21 protein-coding genes and 1 tRNA gene are annotated in these 22,151 nt (G+C 46.2%); 7 read left to right on the top strand and 15 right to left on the bottom strand.

The genetic code is table 11. From position 1 onward, the window contains the following. Positions 1-54: 54 nt before the first annotated feature. Positions 55-570: a mismatch-specific DNA-glycosylase gene (locus tag AB4Z30_RS10775; protein ID WP_441926066.1), complete on the bottom strand. Its 516-nt coding sequence runs from the start codon at positions 568-570 to the stop codon at positions 55-57. A gap of 120 nt (positions 571-690) precedes the next feature. Here AB4Z30_RS10775 and AB4Z30_RS10770 point away from each other — a divergent pair, with 120 nt between their 5' ends. From AB4Z30_RS10770 to AB4Z30_RS10755, 4 genes are all read left to right on the top strand, one after another. Next, positions 691-1,611, top strand: coding sequence for an AEC family transporter (locus AB4Z30_RS10770; protein ID WP_090917808.1), 921 nt, complete (start codon positions 691-693; stop codon positions 1,609-1,611). Between the two features lie 268 nt (positions 1,612-1,879). Beyond that, on the top strand, positions 1,880-2,950 hold the full coding sequence (locus tag AB4Z30_RS10765) for a WXG100 family type VII secretion target (protein ID WP_441926063.1): 1,071 nt from the start codon (positions 1,880-1,882) through the stop codon (positions 2,948-2,950). A gap of 133 nt (positions 2,951-3,083) precedes the next feature. Beyond that, complete coding sequence (locus AB4Z30_RS10760; protein ID WP_441926061.1) at positions 3,084-3,497, top strand: hypothetical protein; 414 nt, start codon at positions 3,084-3,086, stop codon at positions 3,495-3,497. Between the two features lie 355 nt (positions 3,498-3,852). Beyond that, on the top strand, positions 3,853-4,695 hold the full coding sequence (locus AB4Z30_RS10755; RefSeq protein WP_441926059.1) for a hypothetical protein: 843 nt from the start codon (positions 3,853-3,855) through the stop codon (positions 4,693-4,695). 139 nt (positions 4,696-4,834) lie between these two features. Here the strand turns inward: AB4Z30_RS10755 and AB4Z30_RS10750 are convergent, their stop codons facing one another. The 8 genes from AB4Z30_RS10750 to AB4Z30_RS10715 all read right to left on the bottom strand — a co-directional run bounded on the left by AB4Z30_RS10750 (position 4,835) and on the right by AB4Z30_RS10715 (position 13,910). Next, a complete protein-coding gene (locus tag AB4Z30_RS10750) occupies positions 4,835-5,086 on the bottom strand; it encodes a hypothetical protein (RefSeq protein WP_441926057.1) in 252 nt (83 codons plus the stop codon). Between the two features lie 176 nt (positions 5,087-5,262). Continuing rightward, complete coding sequence (locus AB4Z30_RS10745) at positions 5,263-6,054, bottom strand: pentapeptide repeat-containing protein (protein WP_441926055.1); 792 nt, start codon at positions 6,052-6,054, stop codon at positions 5,263-5,265. Positions 6,055-6,229: 175 nt separating this feature from the next. Further along, complete coding sequence (locus AB4Z30_RS10740) at positions 6,230-6,784, bottom strand: GNAT family N-acetyltransferase (protein ID WP_441926053.1); 555 nt, start codon at positions 6,782-6,784, stop codon at positions 6,230-6,232. 221 nt (positions 6,785-7,005) lie between these two features. Then, the gene (locus AB4Z30_RS10735) at positions 7,006-9,750 is read right to left on the bottom strand and encodes a polynucleotide kinase-phosphatase (protein WP_441926051.1); all 2,745 of its coding nucleotides are present in this window, start codon (positions 9,748-9,750) and stop codon (positions 7,006-7,008) included. Continuing rightward, positions 9,747-11,261 carry a methyltransferase domain-containing protein gene (locus AB4Z30_RS10730; RefSeq protein ID WP_441926049.1) on the bottom strand — a complete coding sequence of 505 codons (1,515 nt, stop codon included), beginning with the start codon at positions 11,259-11,261 and terminating at the stop codon, positions 9,747-9,749. Before AB4Z30_RS10730 ends, AB4Z30_RS10735 begins: the two co-directional genes overlap by 4 nt. 58 nt (positions 11,262-11,319) lie before the next feature. Beyond that, positions 11,320-12,114: a nucleotidyltransferase domain-containing protein gene (locus AB4Z30_RS10725; RefSeq protein WP_441926047.1), complete on the bottom strand. Its 795-nt coding sequence runs from the start codon at positions 12,112-12,114 to the stop codon at positions 11,320-11,322. Positions 12,115-12,142: 28 nt separating this feature from the next. Further along, on the bottom strand, positions 12,143-13,636 hold the full coding sequence (locus AB4Z30_RS10720) for a TROVE domain-containing protein (protein WP_441926045.1): 1,494 nt from the start codon (positions 13,634-13,636) through the stop codon (positions 12,143-12,145). A 190-nt stretch (positions 13,637-13,826) separates the two neighbouring features. Continuing rightward, a tRNA-Asn gene (locus tag AB4Z30_RS10715) sits at positions 13,827-13,910 on the bottom strand. A gap of 242 nt (positions 13,911-14,152) precedes the next feature. Here AB4Z30_RS10715 and AB4Z30_RS10710 point away from each other — a divergent pair. Together AB4Z30_RS10710 and AB4Z30_RS10705 are read left to right on the top strand one after the other, a co-directional pair. Beyond that, on the top strand, positions 14,153-15,508 hold the full coding sequence (locus AB4Z30_RS10710; RefSeq protein WP_441926043.1) for a helix-turn-helix transcriptional regulator: 1,356 nt from the start codon (positions 14,153-14,155) through the stop codon (positions 15,506-15,508). Next, positions 15,456-16,298 carry a WYL domain-containing protein gene (locus AB4Z30_RS10705; protein ID WP_441926041.1) on the top strand — a complete coding sequence of 281 codons (843 nt, stop codon included), beginning with the start codon at positions 15,456-15,458 and terminating at the stop codon, positions 16,296-16,298. The genes AB4Z30_RS10710 and AB4Z30_RS10705 overlap by 53 nt, the downstream gene beginning before the upstream one ends. A 14-nt stretch (positions 16,299-16,312) precedes the next feature. Here AB4Z30_RS10705 and AB4Z30_RS10700 read toward each other — a convergent pair whose 3' ends face one another. The 6 genes from AB4Z30_RS10700 to AB4Z30_RS10675 form a co-directional block, all read right to left on the bottom strand. Beyond that, entirely contained in the window at positions 16,313-16,450 is a 138-nt protein-coding gene (locus AB4Z30_RS10700; RefSeq protein WP_441926039.1) for a hypothetical protein, read from the bottom strand. A 55-nt stretch (positions 16,451-16,505) separates the two neighbouring features. After that, positions 16,506-17,006 (bottom strand): hypothetical protein, encoded by a 501-nt coding sequence (locus AB4Z30_RS10695; protein WP_441926037.1) that lies wholly within the window; start codon positions 17,004-17,006, stop codon positions 16,506-16,508. Between the two features lie 207 nt (positions 17,007-17,213). After that, positions 17,214-17,957 (bottom strand): hypothetical protein, encoded by a 744-nt coding sequence (locus AB4Z30_RS10690; RefSeq protein ID WP_441926035.1) that lies wholly within the window; start codon positions 17,955-17,957, stop codon positions 17,214-17,216. Then, positions 17,954-18,652 carry an ABC transporter ATP-binding protein gene (locus AB4Z30_RS10685; RefSeq protein ID WP_441926033.1) on the bottom strand — a complete coding sequence of 233 codons (699 nt, stop codon included), beginning with the start codon at positions 18,650-18,652 and terminating at the stop codon, positions 17,954-17,956. The genes AB4Z30_RS10690 and AB4Z30_RS10685 overlap by 4 nt, the downstream gene beginning before the upstream one ends. Next, positions 18,645-19,040 carry a GntR family transcriptional regulator gene (locus AB4Z30_RS10680; protein ID WP_441926031.1) on the bottom strand — a complete coding sequence of 132 codons (396 nt, stop codon included), beginning with the start codon at positions 19,038-19,040 and terminating at the stop codon, positions 18,645-18,647. The genes AB4Z30_RS10685 and AB4Z30_RS10680 overlap by 8 nt, the downstream gene beginning before the upstream one ends. 214 nt (positions 19,041-19,254) lie before the next feature. Further along, a complete protein-coding gene (locus tag AB4Z30_RS10675) occupies positions 19,255-19,815 on the bottom strand; it encodes an STM3941 family protein (RefSeq protein ID WP_441926029.1) in 561 nt (186 codons plus the stop codon). A 233-nt stretch (positions 19,816-20,048) separates the two neighbouring features. Between AB4Z30_RS10675 and AB4Z30_RS10670 the strand changes: the two genes are divergently transcribed. After that, a complete protein-coding gene (locus tag AB4Z30_RS10670) occupies positions 20,049-22,067 on the top strand; it encodes a S9 family peptidase (RefSeq protein WP_441926027.1) in 2,019 nt (672 codons plus the stop codon). Positions 22,068-22,151: the final 84 nt, after the last annotated feature.

Raw genomic sequence — 22,151 nt, 5'->3', positions numbered from 1 at the left:
CCGAACGGGTGAACTCGAATCTACGAAGTATAACGTGAAGCACGCCGATTTTTCCTATTCTCCACCGTTCTTACCAGCCACGAAATCCGCAAGCTGGGCATAGATTGCTACAATTTCGTCCATCGACATGCGTACAAGTCCACTGGACGAAGGCGCAACGAACTCCTGAATTTCTTTCACGATCGGGTCATCTTGGAATCCCCACTCTACTTTGGATCGTTTGCTGTACTGGGTGTACACACCTTTGCCAACAAAACAAGCAATATCCGGCCTGAATGTCTCCAGCTTTTTCCGCAAAATCTCGCGCCCTTCCGCATACTCTTCCTTCGTAATATCCTCAATGCCTTTCGTTGGACGGGCTACGATATTCGTAAAACCATATCCCAGCTTCAGTAGCTCAGCATCCTCTGTTGCATCATATAAACGCGGGGTTAGTCCGGAACGCTCCAGAATGCGCCAGAAGCGATTGCCTTTATACGCATAATGATGACCAGTCTCTCCCGAGGTAATGCTGGGATTGAAGCCAATAAACAAAATCGATAAGCCGGTATCCAGATGATCCGGGATCATAGGGCAGCACCTCCTGAACTTTTTTGACCAAATCTCCTTGCAGCTGTGTATAAAATGATATAATGATCGAAGTGTTTTCCGTAAAGAACTGAAATTTTCATGAAAAAGGAAGCTGAACCAATGATTGCAGACATCATGTTAGAAGTCGTCCTGCCCGTCTTTCTCCTGATTGCTGTCGGGTCCTGGATGCAAAAGGTGTTCAAGCTGGACTTGTACACCCTCGCCAAAATCAATTTCTATTGTATTACCCCCGCAGCCGTCTTTATGAGCATGTATCACTCGAATATGTCCGGTGAGCTACTTGGTACGGTTACGCTTTTTTACGCGATCTATGTACTCATTCTCTATATTATAGGCTCTGTGGTATCCCGCTCGTTCCGTATGAACAAAGGCATGAAAGCCGCCTTCAACAATAGTATCATGCTGGATAACGCAGGCAACTACGGTCTGCCGATTAACGCACTGGTATTCCGGGGTGACCCGCTCGCCTCATCCATTCAGGCACTGGTCATGTCCTTGCAGTCTTTGCTCACCTTCACCTATGGTGTTCTGTCCATCCAAGGTGCGAAGCTCAAGGGGAACTATCGTGCAGTCATTATCGGTTTTCTGAAAATGCCTGTACCGTATGCGCTCTTGCTAGGGATTTTGTTTCAAGCGTGGAAGCTGCCTTTACCTACCTTTCTGTCCATGCCACTCACCTATGCACAGCAAAGTATGGTTGCCGTTGCACTGCTGACTCTCGGGGCACAAATCGTGAAATATCCGATTCGATTATATCGTCTTGATGTGTATATTAGCACATTTTTGCGCCTGTTGATTGGTCCGGCAATCGGCATCAGCATCGTGCTGCTACTCGGGCTGGAAGGCATAGCGGCTCAGGCACTCATTATCGCTTCAGGCATGCCTACCGGGGTCAACTCTTCCATTCTCGCCGAGGAATATGACAACGAACCTGATTTTGCTGCGCAGACGGTACTAATCTCCACTCTACTTAACATTATTACGATTACAGCACTAATTTCGTACGCCAAAACGTTCTAAATAGTTAACGTATGCTCACATCCCTATTTAGGGGTTGTGGGCTTTTCGCATTTAGCTTCATTCGTCCCGGTTATAGACATAAAGTCTTAAGGTTATCCCTTCTCTAATCCAACCTAGAACCTTTTCGCGCGTCAAAAGGGTATTATCCGTTGCGAAACTACGTTTCGGCCCTTAAAATTATTGGGTAATACATTCTGGAAGTTTTATTAAGTTCATTATCTACATTTTTTCTACATATCTTCATTATCATTTCCACGAGGTGAATGTTGTGACAAGAATTGTTGTCCCCCCTGAGAAACTTCAGGAGATTTCCAACCAGTTTGCCCAAGCTTCGGAACAAAGCCGAAACATGATCAGTAATTTAAGCAGACAAATTAGTTCATTACAGAGTCAGTGGTCCGGAATCACGCAAGAGCGTTTCTTTCAGAACTTTCAAGTGGCACACCGGCAAATGGCGAACTTCTCCACTTCGGTATCTTCCATTGGCACAGAGCTGAATACGATTGCCACTCGTTTTACACAGACAGATCAGTCTCAAGGACAAGGTGTGCAAACAAATGGAGGCCAATCCAGCTCAGGCAAAAATGTGAAAACAACGCTATCAGATCTGTATGATCAAGGAAGCAAGTCTTGGGATAAAATCAGTCAGATTCACGGTAACCTAGGACTATTTGGTACGGCTTTGTACTCTAGCTTAGCTACCTCCATGGTGCTCTCCAAATCGGTTCATTTTAAGGTGGATCCTCGTAACCCTTCCCGTGCCAAAATTCATAATGCTCCGTGGGTAAAAGGAAAGGGAGATTCTTTCCTAAGTAATATGGCACGTAAATTGGACAGACAATTCCGCAATCCTGGCTTGATTATGAAAGGACTAAAGGGATTTGATACACTTGCAGGCAAATTAAAAATTGGTGATATCGGGCTCGGATTCAGTAAAGCCAACAGTTTTGGTCAATGGACCCGTAATGTGATCGCTGGCGTAAATAAAGGCCAATATGGGATGAAAATTTCCAAAATCCCCAAAATGATTAGCAAAAAGCTGTTCCCAATTAACGTTGGGCTGAATGTGTGGGATGAAGGTGTCAAAACGGTTTCCAAATTTAAAGAGGGTACTCTGACCAAAACAGATCTTGCCGTCTCCACATCAAATGTTGTGATTAAGTCTGTCTCTGCCGGAGCCGGAGCAATCGTTGGCGGAACCTTCGGTGGTGCTCTTTTGGGTCCCCCTGGTGCAGCTATAGGTTCTTATATAGGTGGTAGTATAGGAGCGTGGGCAGGTAATCATATAGCAGGTGCAGCGGAAAAAGGGATACGCTGGCTTACCAGTCGTTTCAAATAACGTTAAGGATAGGATATACATCATCTGTAGAAAGTGAGTTGTTTGAATATTCATGGAGTCGATTAAATTCAGTCGTTCAGTCGTTCTATTTAGGGCTATCGGCACTCTGATTATTATGATTCTAGGAAGTATCATGATTTTAGATTTAAAAAACTTTCGATTTGGTTGGTTTAGCCCAATCTTCTACGTTTTTATTTTTGCTACTTCAATTTGGTATTTGTTCCCTGCCTTTTATAGATTGACCTTTCATCTTTTTTCGAGTACAACTCTGATCTCATTTGATCAGTATCGCGTGACTGCTAAAAACGGCAAATCCCTTCTCTGGTCTGATATTAAGCAAATTGAAGCTGTTGGAGATACCCTCAATAACTTTGGCCAACCTGTACCAAGGCTATACCGTTTTAATCTTTTAGATCAATCTCATGTCGACATGTCTACTTATCACCTACTAACGAATGAACAATATCAAGAGGGTGCAAAAAAACTACGCACGGCTTGGTCTCAGAATAAACACCGTAAGGTTGGGGAGGAACTATGGAGTCCATAACCTATACTAGAAAAACAGCATTTTACAAATCTTTCGTCTGTTTTATATTAATTTTGATTGCTTTGGGACAAATCACGAATTCTACTAAACAATGGTACATCCATCCCTTGGAAAACCATTACTAGAATTGAACTCAAACAGCCATTCTTGCGTAAATGGGTACAACATTCACCTCCTTTTTACCGGCTTCATTTACACCATAATAAGTTTGAAGATATAAATACATTTCATATGCTCACAGAGAAAGAACTAATCTCTTGTTTGGGGATGCTACGTAAGTACTGGCACCAATATAAAGACAACTAATGTACTTCACCTGTAATGATCATCTAAACGAAAGAAGGAGATTCCACTCATGACTAAACCTCTAGTTACCTTGTCCATTGAGGAATTCGGATTTGCACTTGCTACTCTTGGTGCAGAAGACATTGCCGCCGGGCTTCTAAAACCGATGTATGGTGAGTTATCTGAACAGAACTGGGAGCTTGTTCTGAGAGCCGCTTCTCACAGTCTGTTATCCAAAGGGCTCATCATACGAATGGAAGAAACGGAGATTGAAATCGAGCCAGAGTTTCTGAAGATGCTGATGCATTTTGCCGAGAGCCGCAGCATGATTCGTGCCTATTCGAACAGCCTTGGACAAGAAAAGGTATTAACCATCCACCAAGGTACAGATAACAACGATACATACTTATATCACTTGGCTGTGGATCAGCGCGTGCACCTGTTCACCTGGACAGAACCGAGGGAATGGGAGGAAGAGCTATTCCGTTTTTATTCAGGGCAACAGGAGCCATTCATTAAGCAACCTACTCAATTTGTAGTAACGGAAGAACAATGGAATGTGCTGACAGACGAGGATAAGATCATTTCATTAGAAACATTCATGAGTAATTGGGAGTTCCCCTCAGAATCGCATGAGTTACTATCACGTTGGCATGAATCCTTTGAAACGTCCGGACAGCAACTAGATAACCTAAGTATTATTCGTTATACCAGTGACCAATCAGAAATACCGTTACCAGATCAAGCACTGCTCATGCTTCATACCGAGCAAGGCTTCTGGAGCATTTCCAATGATAACTCTGACAGCGAAAACGATGCCAGCATCGAGATTACCCAGCATTCCGCAGCATCCTTTCGTAAACAATTACAGGCCTGGATCGGAAACTTCGCTACTCCTGTCTCTACTCCTTAAATGTGTATCTAATACAAAGAAGTCCAGCGCAGCGATGAGTCGTTGCACTTGGACTTCTTCTATGTTACGCCTGTTCAGTTGTTGCCGGATGTTACCCCAATGATCTAATAAGCCTTCTTCCTAGAAGGCCTACGATGGACTATGATTCAACCGTGGTTCGCTCTGGGAACTTGCCGCCTTCTCTGAACAAACATCGTACCAGCCACTGAGCTGCCTTATTGAAAAAAAAGCTGGGACTGACTCCATCCACTTGAACAGGCTCCAATTCTTTCACACTTTCTTTGATCTTGTTCATCTCAATGAGTCCCATCTTCCGCTCATTCGGTCCGAATCGATAAATAACCTTTTCATCGTCCTCCGTCTGTTTCACCAGCAAAATCAATGACGCCATACAGGTTACCCCCTCGTTACGTAGTGAGATTCCAATGCTATTCACTCCTCTTATAATTATTACCTAGAATAGAAAGATTAGATATAGGGCTTTGGTTTATTAGGCTGATTCAATAATCCCATCTTTCTTACAAAAAAAAGAGGCCCTTAGGCCTCCATTTTCATCATACCAAGCAACTAGTTTGATTCCAAACTACTAAAAAATCGCTCAACAAAAACATCACCATATATTTTCTTCATATGTGCGGTGTTAAAAATATATTGTTCCATCCCCTCAAGCTTGCGCAGACTGCGTACCAGTACTTTCCGATCATCATTAGATAGATCAGGGTCATCATCAATCTTTGTCAAAGCATTTTTGACACGTGCGGATACCTGTTCAACATACCGATGGTTTTTGGATTTTGGCGGAATACATTGTGTCAGGTCACAGCCCACAAAACGAACACCGTCAAGGATGCAGTTTTCTAAATTGACGATTAGCTTTTGTTTACCATTCCCCTCAAACGTAATATCCACTAACTTGCCACTAAAGGAACAATTGACGATATTGGCAGCTTGTAAAATCCGATCATTGAATCTACATTTAACAAAGGTACAGTCGATAAACGTAGCATTCTCCAATGTCATGCCTCTCATATCGCAGGAGGAGAATTCGCAATTGGTGAAAACTGCTTCACCTTTGGCAATGCCAACAGAGCGCAAGTCCGAGCAAATAAATGTACACTGATCAATGGTACTACCGGCAAAAAATCTCGTATTCGTAAGATCACAGGTATCAAATACAAGCTGATGCAGAGTGCAGTTCCAGAATATAGGTGAACCAACATTCGAGTTGGTTACGGTCGTTCCGCTTATCTTTTCATTTTCATACCTGAAAATATCAAAAAATAATTCGTTGTCCACTGACATACCTGACTCAAGTCTTCTCATCCCGATCACCCTATCATTTCTTCCAGTTTCGATCAAAAAATTCCCTGCTCTTAACTCGTTATTATACCATAAAGCTGTATAGATATTGAGATAAGTACGGCAATGAGAACATGCCATGTCTGATACCGAAAAAAGTCGCTGAAATAACAACTTCAATGGGATCTCACGATAACAAACAACTATCATATCGAAATTTTGTTGTTATACGAATTTATTTGTATTTTTTTATCACATTATGTCTTGGATCAATGAGCCATGTAAACCGTTCCTTATTCATATATACTTCCCGAGCATTCACAATAGACGGAATCACATCCTCCCCTTTATAGAATACTCTTGCCCCGACTTTCTGAATCGGTACATGATATGAAATGCGCAAGGCTCTCATCAACACCGGCTCCAGTAACATGGCATAATAACTGATCTGGTTCTTCTCCGCATAATGTACAATCGCGGATAATAAATCGGTGACATATCGCCCCCGAAAGGTCGACAATATGGCCAGTTTATCAATCTCTGCAATGTTCCCCATTTCTGCCTGGATCAAAGGATGTTCCAGAAATGGCCCGATTTGGTTCATCAGGCTTTCTTCCGTGTATGGTTTGATTTCAATTGAACCTACATAGTAACCTTCCTCCGTAATCACGACATATCTTTCTAGAAATTCCTCTGAGAACTCGAACTCAAACCCCTTTTCGTTCCAGACCGTTGTCCATATCCCGTTGAACATCGCAAACTCCAATTCATTTTCTACACGTTTAAACATGTTCTTCTCTTCCTTTCTGAGTCTTTATTTGGAAAACTCACCATTACTATCGGTTTATACCGTTAAAATTGAACAACAAAAAAGGAATGTAACAAGGAAGAAAAATCATCCCATTACATTCCTTTTTAAGTTCGTTTAAAAACCAGGATACTGCTTTTGAAAATCTGAATTGACCGACAAATTAATTTCGCTTCGTCCGACTAACCGTATAGTCCATAGAACTATAAACGCGGATCAACGCGCTCCGATTCGAGAGATAAAGCGGCGAGCACACATTCATGAATCCGCTCTATGGATTCTCCTCGCACAAAGCGTTCAATCCCTTCCATGCCCAAAGCACTTTCAAGCAGCGCATGTCTCTCCTTTTTCGACGTTTTACGTTTGCGAAGACGGGACACGTGCTCAGGAGCCAGATAATCCATGCCGTAGATGATATGCAAGTATGCACGTCCTCTCACTTTGAGCGCAGGCTGAATCATGTTGTTACCGTTCCAACTGCGGAACGTCTCGGGTTTGATGACGATGCCCTCATGACCCTCAGCCGTCATATCTTCCCACCAGCGAATAATCTCTTCCTCATCAGCCTCATCCGTAATAATACGGTATTCTGTCTCCATCATTAACTCCGAGATTCGAGCCAACTCACGATTTTGTTCCATGTGCCACTCATGTGTATGCTCCCAGAACGTTCCCGTGCTGTGAGCAAGCGTGTGAAACGGTGCAATGCGAATGTCGCCAATGTCCTGCACATCCCAGCAATAATACTGGAACACTTCCCGGAATGTCTGGGCATTCGCCAGTTTATTCTCGCTTTCCTGTAACCAGTCCGCAACATCACGACCGATGTTCATAGCCTTACGAATGTGTCCAGCCACAATGCTGCGATCCATCAGTGCCGCTTCCGCAACATGGGCATATTGAGAAGCGATAAGCTCTCGTGCTTTCAGGTTCCAAGGGACGATTTCTGCGTCCAGCAAGACAAATTCGGTGGAATACCGTTCGAAATATCCGCCCGCAGTCAATTCCGCATGTAACTTGGCAAGCACCCTTTGTTCTGTCTCAGGATCAAAAAAGGATCGGCCTGTACGAGTCACAATACTGCCCAGCATCGGTCTGCCCACACGCTGAGATGCAGCCTGTTCGTCCCGGAAGAGAAGCAGAATTGCTCGGCTGCCCATATGCTTTTTCTCTGCTACCATACGGGTGACACCTTGTGAACGATAGTAGCGGAATGCATCCCTCGGATGCTCCATAAAACCTTCTACAGAGCATTCACCTGGCGGCGGACTCATCGTTGGCGGGATATAAACCAATTCCTCCAGCGGCACGGTATAATGAGACACGGTATCCAGTGCCGTCTGCACCACTTCTCCCTGTACAGCGACATTCAACCGCGACCCCGTCTGAACGGTAAAACCGTCCTTGAACTTGCGAATATTCGGCGGTGCAAACCGCTGCTTTTCCCAGCGCTTCAGCGGACTGTCTGGATCTTGGGCGTAGTCCTGCTTCGCTGGAACACTAACCATTTCCCGTTCCGGCATTCTCCACGCCGTGAGCATACCGCCAAATACAACACCCTGATCGATATTCACCGTATCATTCACAATCGTAGGATACGGCCTCGGGTCATGCCCCCAGACAATACATTCGCCAGAAACATGATCTACATACCAGTCTTTACGTATCGGCCTGCCTTTCTCATCCGTTCCTTCTACATCACCATAACGGCAGTAATCCTGGATGCGCTTCGACGTTTTACCGATAAAGTGATCCCGTATCCCGGCATGGGCGACAACAACTTGCCTTACCCCATTCCGCGTAAACACCAGATGAGCAGGTGCATCCAGCAGAAAATGCTTCAATGATTCCCGTACCCTTTGGGCCTCGTCACTGCCTCGCTCCTGTTCGAGCTGAAGTAATTCAGCCTCTACAAGCTCATCCCCATGATTTAAGGTGACATCGCGTCCATCCAAATAACGTGCAATTTTCCAACCATGGTTACTGTCTACCATATAAGCAAGACCAGCGGCACACTGTTGTTGCCAGAAAAGCAAACATTTCAACGATTCCGGCCCGCGGCTGCTCACATCTCCGACAGAAACAAGCCTCCGACCCTCAGGATGTCGCATCAAGCCATCTCCTTGCTCATCCACGTATCCGAGACGTTGGATAACTTCCATCATTTCATCATAACACCCGTGGATATCACCAATGATGTCAATACCTGTGCCCATGTCTACCATCAGCGGATTAACTGTACGTACAAAGGTCACTGGGTAAGGGTGCTTCAGCACGTAACTGGCATCGAATCCTTCATCCCGGATCGCACGCAGCGTACGCTTGAATTGCTGTAGCTGCTGTTTTACCCGCTGACGTCCGCGCGGATGCTTGCGCTGATCATCACGTTCGAGCAGCACGGCCTCCGGCACATCCAGTACCATAGCGATGATAGGCACATGGGCTTTACGTGCCAGTTCGATTAACCGTCCGCGATCCTCGGGATACAGATGAGTCGCATCCACCCAGGTCAGCTTGTTCAGACGACAACGAGTGGCGAGCATCGCTTCCATCGCTTCAAATGCCTTGGCCGATACTTGCTGATACTCCGCATACAGCACATCCGCTTCACTGCGAGGCCGATGCTTCCATTCCACATACTCATCGTCACCGACCAGCATGCGAAACTGATCTGACGAGACTACTTCAGTAGCACGAATGACATCCTCTGCCACAAGCTTTGCGAGCAAGGTGCTTTTCCCACTGTTCGATGGGCCAATCAGCACAACCATTCCTGCATAAGGCAATCGAATCTCTCGCTGTCCATCCTGCTGTCTGTCTGGATTGGGCTGCTTGTCTTGCCGATCCCGTCTATCCTCCGCATGGCTTGCGGATTGTCGTTGCACTCCGTCTATTCTGTGATGTGAGCGCTTGCGATCATTCGCACCCGTTTGGCTTTCTTTTCTCATACATGCCCCTCCTTTCCCTGTGTGAATACTACCAGCTGTGTCGGCTGTCCATAACCTTCCTTGTCCTCACCGATGCCCCTGATCTCGTAAGCATAATTGCCTTTCTCTGCCCACCCCGCACATCGGACATTGAACTCCTGACGTGTCCATTCGAAACGGTGATCATGGTGACGGAATTGCTCTTGCTCCATTGCATATACTTCGTTATATTCCTTATTCGGTGTAGTAACTAACAGCACTTTAGGCTGATACTCTTTCAGAATCGTATCCATAATGCCATCCAGACGATATTCCTCAATATGTTCAACCACTTCACACAAGATCATGACATCCTGATGCTGTAACTGTTCGTCAAAATAAAACAAGGAACCGAGCATCGGCTCCGGCATAGCCTGAACTCCTGCCCGATCCTGCATTTTGGCGAAACGTTCCATCGCCCGCAGACGTGATTGCCCGGAAGGCTCAACGGCAAGGATCGATTCTACTCCCGGGATATAGGCAAGATGGGCAGACAACTTCCCCTCACCTGCACCCATGTCTACAATACGGCGTTTTTCAGGCAACGAAGCCACGATGTCCGTGATCGCTCGGTAACGTAAATCATTTAATCGCACAGGTGTTTCGGATGAATCTACAGTTACATCTTCAGTTGTCGCCTGACCTGTGTTTTTATTCGGATTATGATCCTCATGCGTACGTATTACCGACTCCGATTTCGATTTTAATGTTTCCTTCTGATCACCTTGTGCTTCCTCGCTCTGCTGTGCCAGTCGCAAAGGTTGATCATTCAATGTTCCATGCAGACGTTCATACGTCCGAATCAGTTCGGCAAAATGAAGCGTGCGCCTAACGATAAGTCCCTTAAGCGGATGGGTATTTAACCAGCCCTCACCATAACGGTTGATTTTATCAATCTCATCCTCACTGATGAAATAATGCTTGTAGTTATCCAGCACCGGAATGAGTAGAAATAGCTGACGTAAAGCCTGTTGTATCGTTTGCTTACCTCGCAGGGTAATATGACGAACCGTGCTTCTATTTTTCAGGTCAAACGAATACGCCGACTCTCCCCGCTCCACAGTAATGTCATATTCTAAACAGGAGAACAGTTCCTCCACCACACGGTCAGGCAGATCAGAGGCCACTGGGCCAAACTTTAGCTCCAGTTCAAAGGCATGATCCACCCACTGCACATAATCTTCCTTCGGTTTTCCATTCAGAGCCGTGCCCAACGCATTCCGTATGTAAGAGCAGAATAGGCTGCTGGTCACAAACTCTCGGTCATTGATGTATTGTGTGATATCATATCCATCCGGTGTGCCTCTAACGAGATCGACCGGATCAGGCTCGGCATGAATCAACACCTCCGTCTCTTGCTCACTCGCTTTGGTGTAAACCATCCGTACACGCACGCCTTTATCTGTCCGGTCATACACATTATTCGGATTTTTGGCGAGCAGATGGGATATAACCCCTGCACCAGCTCCGCTTGCTTTTATAATCAGATGCATCCTTTCTCCTCCTCTCATTGATCGATATCCTTTGATAAAGGGTATCCCGTTGCTTCGTTCATTGCCAGACTTCCTGCACAGCTGCTTGAAAAATCCGGTTTAACGCCTCAATTTCCACAGTTACATGTCCTTCGATCCCGACAGCAACCTGCTCCACATGAGCAATCTGATCCGTAATGTATGCTTGTATAGCCGGAAGCTTCGGCTCCATATCCAGTTCGTCTCCGGCTTTTTTCCGGCGCAGCAGATCATGAATCTCTGTATACAGGGGTGTGCCCGCTGGCACCAAGGTTTCAACGAGTTCGTCAAAAGCCATCGGCGGCATAGTTTCATAACGTTCAATCCAGCCACAGGCCAGCAGCGGACGCAACACATAAAAATACTTTTTGATCTTCACCTGCTGGCCCTGCAAGTAATCACGGAAGTTTCCCTTAGCCATGTTCAGGTAATGGTACATGCAAGATTTCGGTGAAAACGTCAGCGGCGACAGACTCCGAATCTGCTCGGCGATGCTATATTGCTCATCATATTGAATCGGGGACTGTAACCACTCCAAAAGCGGGGGATTGGACTTGCGGAACAGCTTCAATGCTTTGCGTATATCCCACCCGTTAATATCCAATTGGTCGCTGATCGGACGTTCAATAACATCACGTTGATCTTCAATCGACAGATACCACTCTAAAGGTCTGACATAAATAAAACGCACATCGTAATCACTGTCCTGCGAAGGAAATCCCCACGCCCGGCTGCCTGACTCACAGGCATAGATAATGCGAACTTGTTCCTCCTGCTCAATCTGCGCAAGCTGCCTGGCGATAATATCTCTCATCGCCTGATCTACATTGCTCATCCCTGTTCTCCTCCTTCTCTGCCTTCATTTAGAATTGGATTTTCCGTACACGCTCGGCAATCGTCTCATACCCTGTTGCTGTCTCTGCAATATATGTCAGTACGGATTCACTCCAGCCGTAGATATAAAAGGTTTGACCATCCCGCGGCGGTACCATCGCTTGCCGGTAAGGAGTGATATCTACAATGAACGCCTGTAGTCGCGGATTCATTGCCCGTCGATAACGTTCTAACTCGGCATAAAATGGACTGCCTTCATTTTGCTGTTCATCCGTAATCATAATGATGCGATCCACCATCTCTTTGGACTCCCGTAGCTCTCGTACAGGTCTTCCTGTATCGGTTCCGCCTTGTGCACGAATTCGATCTGCCTGAGCAAGAATACCCTCATCCAGCTTGGGATGCGCATCTTCGACTTGTTGATCGAACAACCAGAACAAGGCGTTGCCCTGCGTTTGTTTGTATAGAGCCAGTGCGAGCACGGAACCGATACGTAAGTAGTCTCCCTGCATAGAGCCCGAGCGATCGAGGAAAATTGCTGTTCTCCCTGATAGCGGTGGCAGATTGTGCACGGATAGCTCAACGGCCTGCTGCAACGCTTCCCGCAGTTCTGCCTGCTCAACCATCTCATAAGCTTTGACGAAGCGAAAAGGCAATATCCGCGATTGACGCAGTGCCTCGGCATCCGTCAGACGACGTGTGACGTAAGCGATATTTTTCTTTTTGGCAAAAACACCGGCACGATCCATCGCATTTAAATGACGCAGGAGCGCAAACATCGGCATCTGGAGCATCAAAGCTTCCCAAATCTGACGCGTTGGCTGAAGGATCGAGGTCACTACCGAATACGGCAGTTTCCCTTTCTCAATCTGGTGGAGCTGACTGGCGGGGTTACGTGTCGTTTTCAGTTTCTCCAGTGCCTGTAGTTGTGGGAGGTCTACCAGACTGGTCTCATGCCCCCGCAAATAACGGAATAAGGCTTGTTGCCTCTCATCCTTCGGCTTGGGATGTGCAGTGACGATCATATCGCCCAGACTGTACCCACGCCCTCGTCCATTATATTTGATCGCCCAGTACTCGCTGATTTCGTTCAGAAACCGATTGACTTGACGCTTCACTGCACGTCCTCCCTCTCCCCGTCCGCTTCCTCTGAGGATCGTCAGAAAATCGGCCAGATCCGCTGGTGTCTTCACCACATGAGAGAAAACCTGTGCGAACTGTTCCGGATTAATCTTAGATAATACCGCGAGCCCATACAAAGGCTGTAGCCGCATGAATCCTTCATTCCGAGCATACACCAAAGCCTTCGCCATGAAACTTGCATCCAGTTCAGCCATCTCCTGATGAGTGGTCCCCGCTTCTTGCATCAGCTGTTGTTCATCTGCATAAAACGTATTGTTCATCGTATTGGTCGTCAGCATCTGAATATATTGTTCCTCGACCAATCGCTCATAAGCTGCATAGCCATCATGATTATGTACTATAGATTGAGGTGTATTAAATAATGATTTGGCTCTACTCATCACACATAACCTCCTTACGAGTAAGATGCTGTGCATCTATGTGAAACATTAGAATTATCTTCATAAACGCTTTGGGTAAAAGGTTCTGGATCTAACGTAATCGGTCAACATTTTTTGTTCCTATAGAAGGTTTCCGAGGAAAAAGGGGGAAGGTTTTACCTGCTCTACCGCTGAGCTACACCGCCATAAGCGGCGGCGATTGGATTCGAACCAACGTCCTGGTCGATTAACAGTCGAAGTAACCCTCCTAGGCGCCTCGGAATTCAGATCCGCCGAGCTTTTTCAAAGCCCCGCTTCACATCCTTATTATGCAATGAAACCTTCAACCACGAACATGGTGAAAGTATGGCGACTTGGCGTGAATTAGAGTGAGTTGCAGTAACTTGAAGTGAAATGAATTGCAGTAACTTGGTCTGAATCGACGTGGCTTTGAACGAATTCGAGCAACTTTGCCATGTAAGAAGACGTTTATCTTGATACAATGAAAAATATATAGTCCAATCGGGAGTGAGTCAGATGGCTAAAGAAAGCTTTGACAAAGAAATTCAGTTCCTGCGTATGCTGTCTCTGACCAGCGGCGCATATAACCGTCAGCAGTATGCCGAGCGGCTTGGCATCTCTGTACATACCTTTGATAAAACACAGCGGAAGCTGCGAGATATTCGTCAGAGTCTGGCTGACCAGCGAACAGACAGTGAGGTCGGTTCAGAGATCAACGAACTTGTTCGTTTCCAGTACGGCGATTCGGCCGAGCCGCTCCTGCTCTTCCTTTTTCGCGCCAAATCCATGAAAGAAACCGAAGTGGAGCGCTTGTCTGTCATTTTACATACCCTACAAGACACCTCGCTTACCGCGATGGAATTGCTCGATGCCTGCTGCGCCGACCTGCCGGAGGAACTCGCGCTACCAGATGAGAAAACGATCCGTTCGGATCTGAAGTATTTGGAGGAAGTGGGTGTCGTTCGTAAAGAGCCGGGCGGACGTCCTTATCGTTATTCGTTACAGCAGGATGTGCTGACGCAGCTTACACCAGAAGAGCAACTGGAGTTATACGACTTTGTTGACATGATGGCGAACACACAGGTTCCATCGGTGCAGGGATATTTATTGCGCGATAGTATGAAAAAAGTAATTAAAGCAAGTTATCCGCAAGAAGAAGCGACGGAGCCATATATTTATAAGTATCATTATTATTCACGCATCCTGGACGAAGCGCATCTGTATACCTTGCTTGGGGCCATTCGGCAACGCAAACGTGTGCAGTTTCAGTACTTTTCGCCGAAGAAACCTTCCAGCTACAGCTCACAAAATACAAATCCAAAATTCGAACGGGAAGCTGGCGGAAACTCCAATCGCATCATTCCGATTGAAGTGGTATATGATCACCAGTATGGCCGCTGGTATGTGATCGGGTATCAGAGCCGGCGAAGATTCGTGAAGTTTCGAATGGAGGGCATCACCCAACTGGAAGAGCTTCATCCCATCGAAGAAGAGCATATGATTGCTCTGAAAACAGAGTGGGCCGACATTAGCCGATACAGCTGGCTTGTCGATACAGGCCGCACCGTGACGGTGCAAGCACGCTTTTTCCACCCGGAAGATGGTCAACGCAACTTTATTCTGGATCGCGTCCGGCTGCAAGGACAGTGGGGAACCATTACACCCGAAACGGATCATAGCTTTTTGTATGAAATTCAGGTAAACGGAACAACGGAGATCAAACCTTGGCTACGCAGTTTTGGCTCAAGCTGTGAGATTCTGGCTCCGCGTAAGCTGCGTGAGGAAATGATTGAAGAATGGAAGGAGATTGCGGCGTATTATGAACCTGTTCGAGAAGATGTTCAACTACCAGATCATGACAAGAATGAATGAAACCGGACTGTTTACCTGGACTTCACAGGAACGAGCCTGGCTCCGTATGATGATGGAACATCCGGCTGCACAAGAAGCGCTAAGCCCGCCAACGTTGACCAAACTAAACCATATGCTGGATGGGGAAAAGCACTTGAATCTGCAAGATTACCTGACAGAAAAAGCCAAAAGTGAGGAGAACAGTGTCTCTCATCCCCTACTGAGGCCGTTACGGCAGATGATTCTGAACGGTGAGGGGTTTCAAATGACCGGTCGCATCCGTAGCGGACGCACGAGCCAGGAGCAGTTCGGGTTCCCTTATAAGCTGGAATATTCCATGGTCAAAAAGGAATGGTATGTGCTCTGGTACGCCCCGCACTTTGCCAGATTAATGTCCACCAAGCTGCATAGCATCACCAAGCTGGAGGCCAGATCCATTCAACCGGAGGCAGCATCGCGATACAAAGCAAGCATCGCCCTGATCACGGAGAAACGTAAAACGACGATCACCATCGAGGTGTTGCCTGAGTTTAATGCGGAGTTGTCCCGAATACTGTATGCCTTCTCTTGCTTTGAAAGAGAGGTAGAATATAACGAAGCTAATCATGTGTACCGGATTCTGCTGACGGTTCCACGAAATGAGATTGATTATGTGTTGTCCAAAATGCGTTTTCTCGGCAAACGTGTTCGCATCATCGATCATCCGGCTCTACAGGAGCGAATGTCCGAGACTGCCGCAAAGGTGCTGGCACGCTACGCGCAGTCTGAGTCTAAGCAACTGGACCATGAACGAGCTGCACAAGGCGATTAGCATAGAAAGTCGCTTTAGGAACTATCGCTACTGCTCGATCTCATCTTCTCTGATGGTGTGCCCGATACACAGGCAAAAGGACGAAATGCTGCCAGGATGCGTCTGACCTGTTCCGTTACTCCTATGGACTGGAACAGATCAACGGTCCTCATTTTCGTCCTCGTGGATTAATGTAATGTTGTAAATTAAACGCCCACACATCCCGCTCTAGGTACTACTGCTGCTGCTGGCTGCATTCCGTCTTTTGTTAATTGCGTGTACGCCCATGACCACAGCAACCAACTCATAGGTGTCTAGATACTCTGACTGATTATCCAGCACAAACGCCCCTGAACTAAACCACCCGCTTGTTCGGCGGAAGCTTACTACAACACGGCCCGATTCATCGGTCACATCATATTCCTGCGAAAACGCTGGAGCAGATACATCATAGATGCCACGTGAGCCCGCATCGTACTCATACTTTTTGCTAAAAAAGCTGAATCTTGCTCTTAGTACCCCCAGATGTGTGCCATCTGCTGCGGTCACGTCCCAGCGATTGGTCAACATGCGGAATTTGCCGCTGCAGACCAAGCCTTTTTCATCCGATACATCGAGTGATGATCCAAATACACTTTTCAAATCCAGGTGTCCTGCTTGTTCCTGATCGGCATTCATAATTTCGGTATATCCGGCGTTGAAAAAGTTATCTCTGAAGTACAATTGCATATCTCTCTCCCCTTCCCGTTTTTATCCTTTCTAAAGATGCTCATCATGTGAATCCATCTTTAATTACTCTATAAGCAATCATTATACATAAATTTACGTATTCAAACTGGAGTAGGATACATATATCCGGGCATTTCTACCAAAAAGAAAAACGAGCAGCTCTGCCACCCGTTATATCCATCCTGTATTCATTTGCTAACGTAGGGGTCAGACTTCCACTTTTTTAGTGTTCATGTATATGATTCCCCATACGAGTAGCGCAGCAAGGGCCATTTCAAACACCGTAGTTCCCCACCGTCCATCGGCCCATATGACACCATTGGCTGTAAATGAGATGCCCGTACTCTCTTCAGTGAACTGAAACAGATCATTCGGACTGAACTTTCCTGAAAAAATAAAATTTTCCAACCAGCTAAGCAGGTTAATCAGAACAATGAACGTTACAATCCCGATCCATGGGCCTGTTTTCCAGCGGAACGTTCCCGCTACACTGATGGAGAAAAAAATCATGATCGTCATAAACAAAACAATCCAGCCTGTAAATAACAATGTACTCATGACTTCTGCAACACTTATATTCGGTACATCAAAAAACACGAACAAACTCAGCTTCAGTTTCAGTGTGGCATACAGACACACGTGGACAAAACCAATCAGCAGCAAGCCCAGTCCGCAAAGTACACCAAAAATGATAGGCGATAACATATGAGATAGTCCCGTGACCGGGATCAGACGACGATTGTAGGAGCGGATGTTGGCAGTGTAGGTTTTTATCGTCTTCACATAGATGGCTACACCTGCTCCGACATATGCCATGATACCAAGCAAATTTGCAGTGACACCAGAGGACACAAATATTGTCAGTGCCAGTTGAACAATAATCAAGATGACTAGCCCTGCCAGTAGGGTGTTCCAGCTTCTTCTAAAATCATACTTCAACAATGTCATCATTCTGCATAGACCTCCTTAAACATCTCATCCACACTTTTTCCATGTTTCAGTCGGATTGTCTCGACTTCCTCATGCATAAACACCTTGCCTTCACGAATAAAGACCACTTCATCAAAAATGCGTTCAATATCATTCACCAGATGTGTGGAAATGATCAGGCTGCTGTCTTCATCGTAAAATTTAACAATCGCATCCAAAATTTTGCCTCTGGCTACCGGGTCAACGCCGCCGATCGGCTCATCCAGCAAATATAACCGAGCCTTGCGAGACAGTGCCAGTGTTAACTGCAGCCGTTCATTCATACCTTTAGATAGATGACTGACACGCTCATCCTCGGCAAGATTCATAAACTCCAGCATCTCCCGTGCCTTTTCTTCATCAAAATCAGCATAAAAATCGCGGTAGTACGCGATCGCATCCCGCACTTTCATCCACTTCTCGGTTAACGGACGATCCGGCATGAATGAAACCAGTGATTTTGTCTCCAGACCGATTGGCTTGCCAGTAACCTGAATGCTACCACTAGCAGGATGCAGCAAACCCGCGACCAGTTTCATCAGTGTGCTCTTTCCACTTCCATTGCTGCCCAGCAGACCTACGATTCGGCCAGGAGCAATATTGAGCGTGACATTATTTAGTGCCTGCTTCCTGCCATATACCTTATTGACCTGATTGAGTTCAAGAATGTTACTCATGTGCCTTCTCCCCTTTCCCCTGACCACCTTCTGCCAAAGCGTCCGTCACGATGGACACAATATCCTGCTCTTCAATTCCGAGTTCTTGCATCCCGGTCAGGAAACGGTCCAGCAATTCGCCAGCCATTTCTTTTTTGATCATCATGATCTTCCTCTCCTCACTTGTCACATATCTACCTAAACCCCGTTTCGTTTCAACCACTTCTTCACGCTCAAGCTCCTGGAACGTTCGCTGTACTGTATTGGGATTAATCTGCAATTCAGCAGCCAATTCACGAACCGAAGGAATTTTATCCCCTGCCTTGAGCGTTCCGGTTACAATCTGTCGTTTGATGTATTGCATGATCTGCAGATAGATCGGTAAATTGTTATCAAATTCGATAGGCACGATGCTCTCGCTCCTTTCTGTATTCGCGTGTTAGTTACATAGTACACTAGTGATTTGGTGTTGTAAAGCATATTTTAAGTTGTCATTTGAACGCAATAAAAAAACAGGTCTCAAAGACCTGCTCCTCTAGGCTTTATATGCTATTCAACAAAGACTGATTCTGGCTCAGGCAGCAGCTTTCTTCTCTACCTCACCGTTTCAATTCTTCACTCCTTCACGACTTCCTGAGGTTCAGAACATGTATCCTGTTGTCCTTACCATGCTGCCAGTGATTTATCATCATAAAATACAGTTGGTCGATCGGCAAAGTAATACTGCTTTGAGCTATACTTATAGTCGCATCAACCATATTGCTGTTCGCCGTCATCAGCTTGCGTTTCATTCCGTTATGGCGCTCCAGAAATGCCTTCTCGTCCTGCAGTTTAACACCAATCATTTTTTGCCCCATCAGCTCATACATAATAATATGTTCAATATCCTTCCAGGCTACTGCCCCGCCTGAGGTATACGAGGAAGAGTCTACAAACCCATGTTCATTGATGACAAAGGAAGGTTCCTTCCGAATCATTTTGAACAGACTGTAGCAGAAACATATGCCAAAAAAGAGGATAGATAACAAGCCAATAACACTGGATATGATGGAAGTACCTGCGCTTGAAGACCGGTCAAACATCAGAAAAAAGCCGGCACTCATAAAAAGCGCTGCCCCTGCCGTAAGCCAAGCCATTCGTTTCCTGCTCGGATATTCCACATGCTGATCATAAGATGTGCTCAAATGTAAACTTCCTCCTTTTTGCGATTGAACCATACGCAAATCTAAACAGGAATTGCATTCTACATTAAACCATTCGGGCTATTCCTAAACATTTCCTACCGTTCATTTATGCCCCTATGAAAAAACTTAATGTAATTGCACTCGGCAGGTTATTGTCCTGCACTTGTCTTTCCGTTAATATAAATGGAAAGCATAGGAAATTACAGAATCTAAATGATAGCGGGAGGATAATGATGAACGGACAACGCGGCATGACATCGGAAGATTTGCTTCAGATTACATGGGTTAATGATCCCGTTCCGTCTCCCCAAGGCGGACATCTGGTTTACGTTAGTCGGCAAACGAACGAAAAACACGACGGTTATCGCTCACACCTGAGACTACTGCATCTGAACAGCCGGAAGGACAGGCCCTTCACTTCTGGAGAGAATGATCATTCGCCAGCTTGGTCGCCGGATGGGGCACAGCTTGCTTTTTTACGCGAAGTTGATGGAAAATCTCAGGTATGGCTGATCGCTTCGGATGGCGGAGAAGCTCAGCAGATCAGTCATCTGAAGCATGGCGTGAGTTCCTTCTTATGGGCACCCGATGGTGGGACATTGCTTGTAAAGTCTTCTGTGGACATCGATGAAACACCAGATACCGCTTCTGTACAATCTATCAAAGAAAGCAACAAGGAAAGCTCACTTCCTCAGGAAGTGATCGTAGACCGGATTCGGATGAAATCGGATAGTGGCGGATTATGGAATGGCAGACGCTCTCATCTCTTTGTTATTGCGCCGATTAGCGCAGAGGCTATACCTGTAACAACAGGACACTATGATATTGGGGATTATGCTTGGTCACCCGATGGAAAACGCATCGCCTGGATTACCGAAATGCCCGAAAAGGGTGTAGATCATAGCGACTTTACGTTAACTAATCATGTGTATACTTCCAGTCCTGACGGTTCAGATATACAGCAATTAACCCCAGAAGGGTATACCTTTTATCGGCTTAGTTATGCACCTGACGCGCAATCACTGGCCCTTCTCGCCAGTGACCACTCTTATGGCAATGCAACTCTTGCAAAGTTGTATACGCTTCCGATATCGGGTGGATCACTTGAATGCCTGAGTGCAGATTTAGATGTACAGATGAGCCACAGCCTTGTTGGTGATATGCGGTCCCATCTGGTGACAACAGGCCCCATATATTCGCAGGACGGATCTGCCATTCTGTGTCTTGCAACGATACATGGCAGCGTGCGTATAGCCAGATTTACATTAGACGGAAATCACGCCGATTATATTTTGCCTGATGAGTGTGAGATCTATCAGTTTGTGGAGCTGGCACAGGGCCAGATCGTGGCGGCTGTTGCCAACACACAAAATCCTGGAGACTTGTATCTGTTTGAGCAACCGGGGAACCCCAAAATCGAATCTGTACGGCTTACCCGAAGTAACCCGCAACTGGAGCAGGACATTTGGCTGAGTACACCGGAAACCTTCTGGTTTGAATCCTCAGATGGGCTGGAGCTGCAAGGGTGGATCATGAAACCTCATGGCATCGTTGAAGGTGTCAAAGTTCCGACTATTCTTGAAATTCATGGTGGCCCACATATGATGTATGGCTTCACTTTTATGCATGAGTTCCAGCTCCTTGTCGCTCAGGGTTATGCTGTGATGTATATCAATCCACGCGGAGGGCTGGGATATGGGCAGCAATTCGTCAATGCCTGTCGTGAAGATTACGGCGGAGGGGATTACCGAGATCTTATGGAGTCTGTGGATTATGCTTTGTCCAAGTATGCCTTCATCGATCCATCCAGACTGGGCGTAACCGGCGGCAGTTATGGTGGTTTCATGACCAATTGGATCGTCGGACATACAAACCGCTTCAAAGCCGCTGTCACTCAGCGCTCCATCTGCAACTGGCTGTCATTCTACGGGGTAAGTGATATTGGTTATTTCTTTACGGAAGATCAGATTGGCGGTAATGCTTGGGATGATACAGAAAAACTGTGGAAGCATTCCCCACTCGCTTATGTCGGTAATGTGCAGACCCCACTGCTTATTCTTCATGGCGAACAGGATCTTCGCTGTCCCATTGAGCAAGCCGAGCAATTATATGTTGCACTGAAACGCCGCAAGCAAACAACTCGGCTCGTGCGATTCCCAGGGGCCAATCATGAGTTATCCCGCGGTGGTCATCCTCACCTGAGGGTGCGACGTTTAGAGCATATCGTCGGGTGGTTTAATGAATATCTGTAACACACAAAAAGCCGTTTGCCTGTAATCACGAAACATTACAGGCATAACGGCTTGTTTTATTTTTAGAAATCAGACAACATACGA

Source organism: Paenibacillus sp. 2TAF8 (genome assembly GCF_052114825.1).
Taxonomy (GTDB): Bacteria; Bacillota; Bacilli; order Paenibacillales; family Paenibacillaceae; genus Paenibacillus.
Note: the sequence above shows the minus strand (reverse complement) of the source record. Positions and strands in the feature narration are given on the sequence as shown.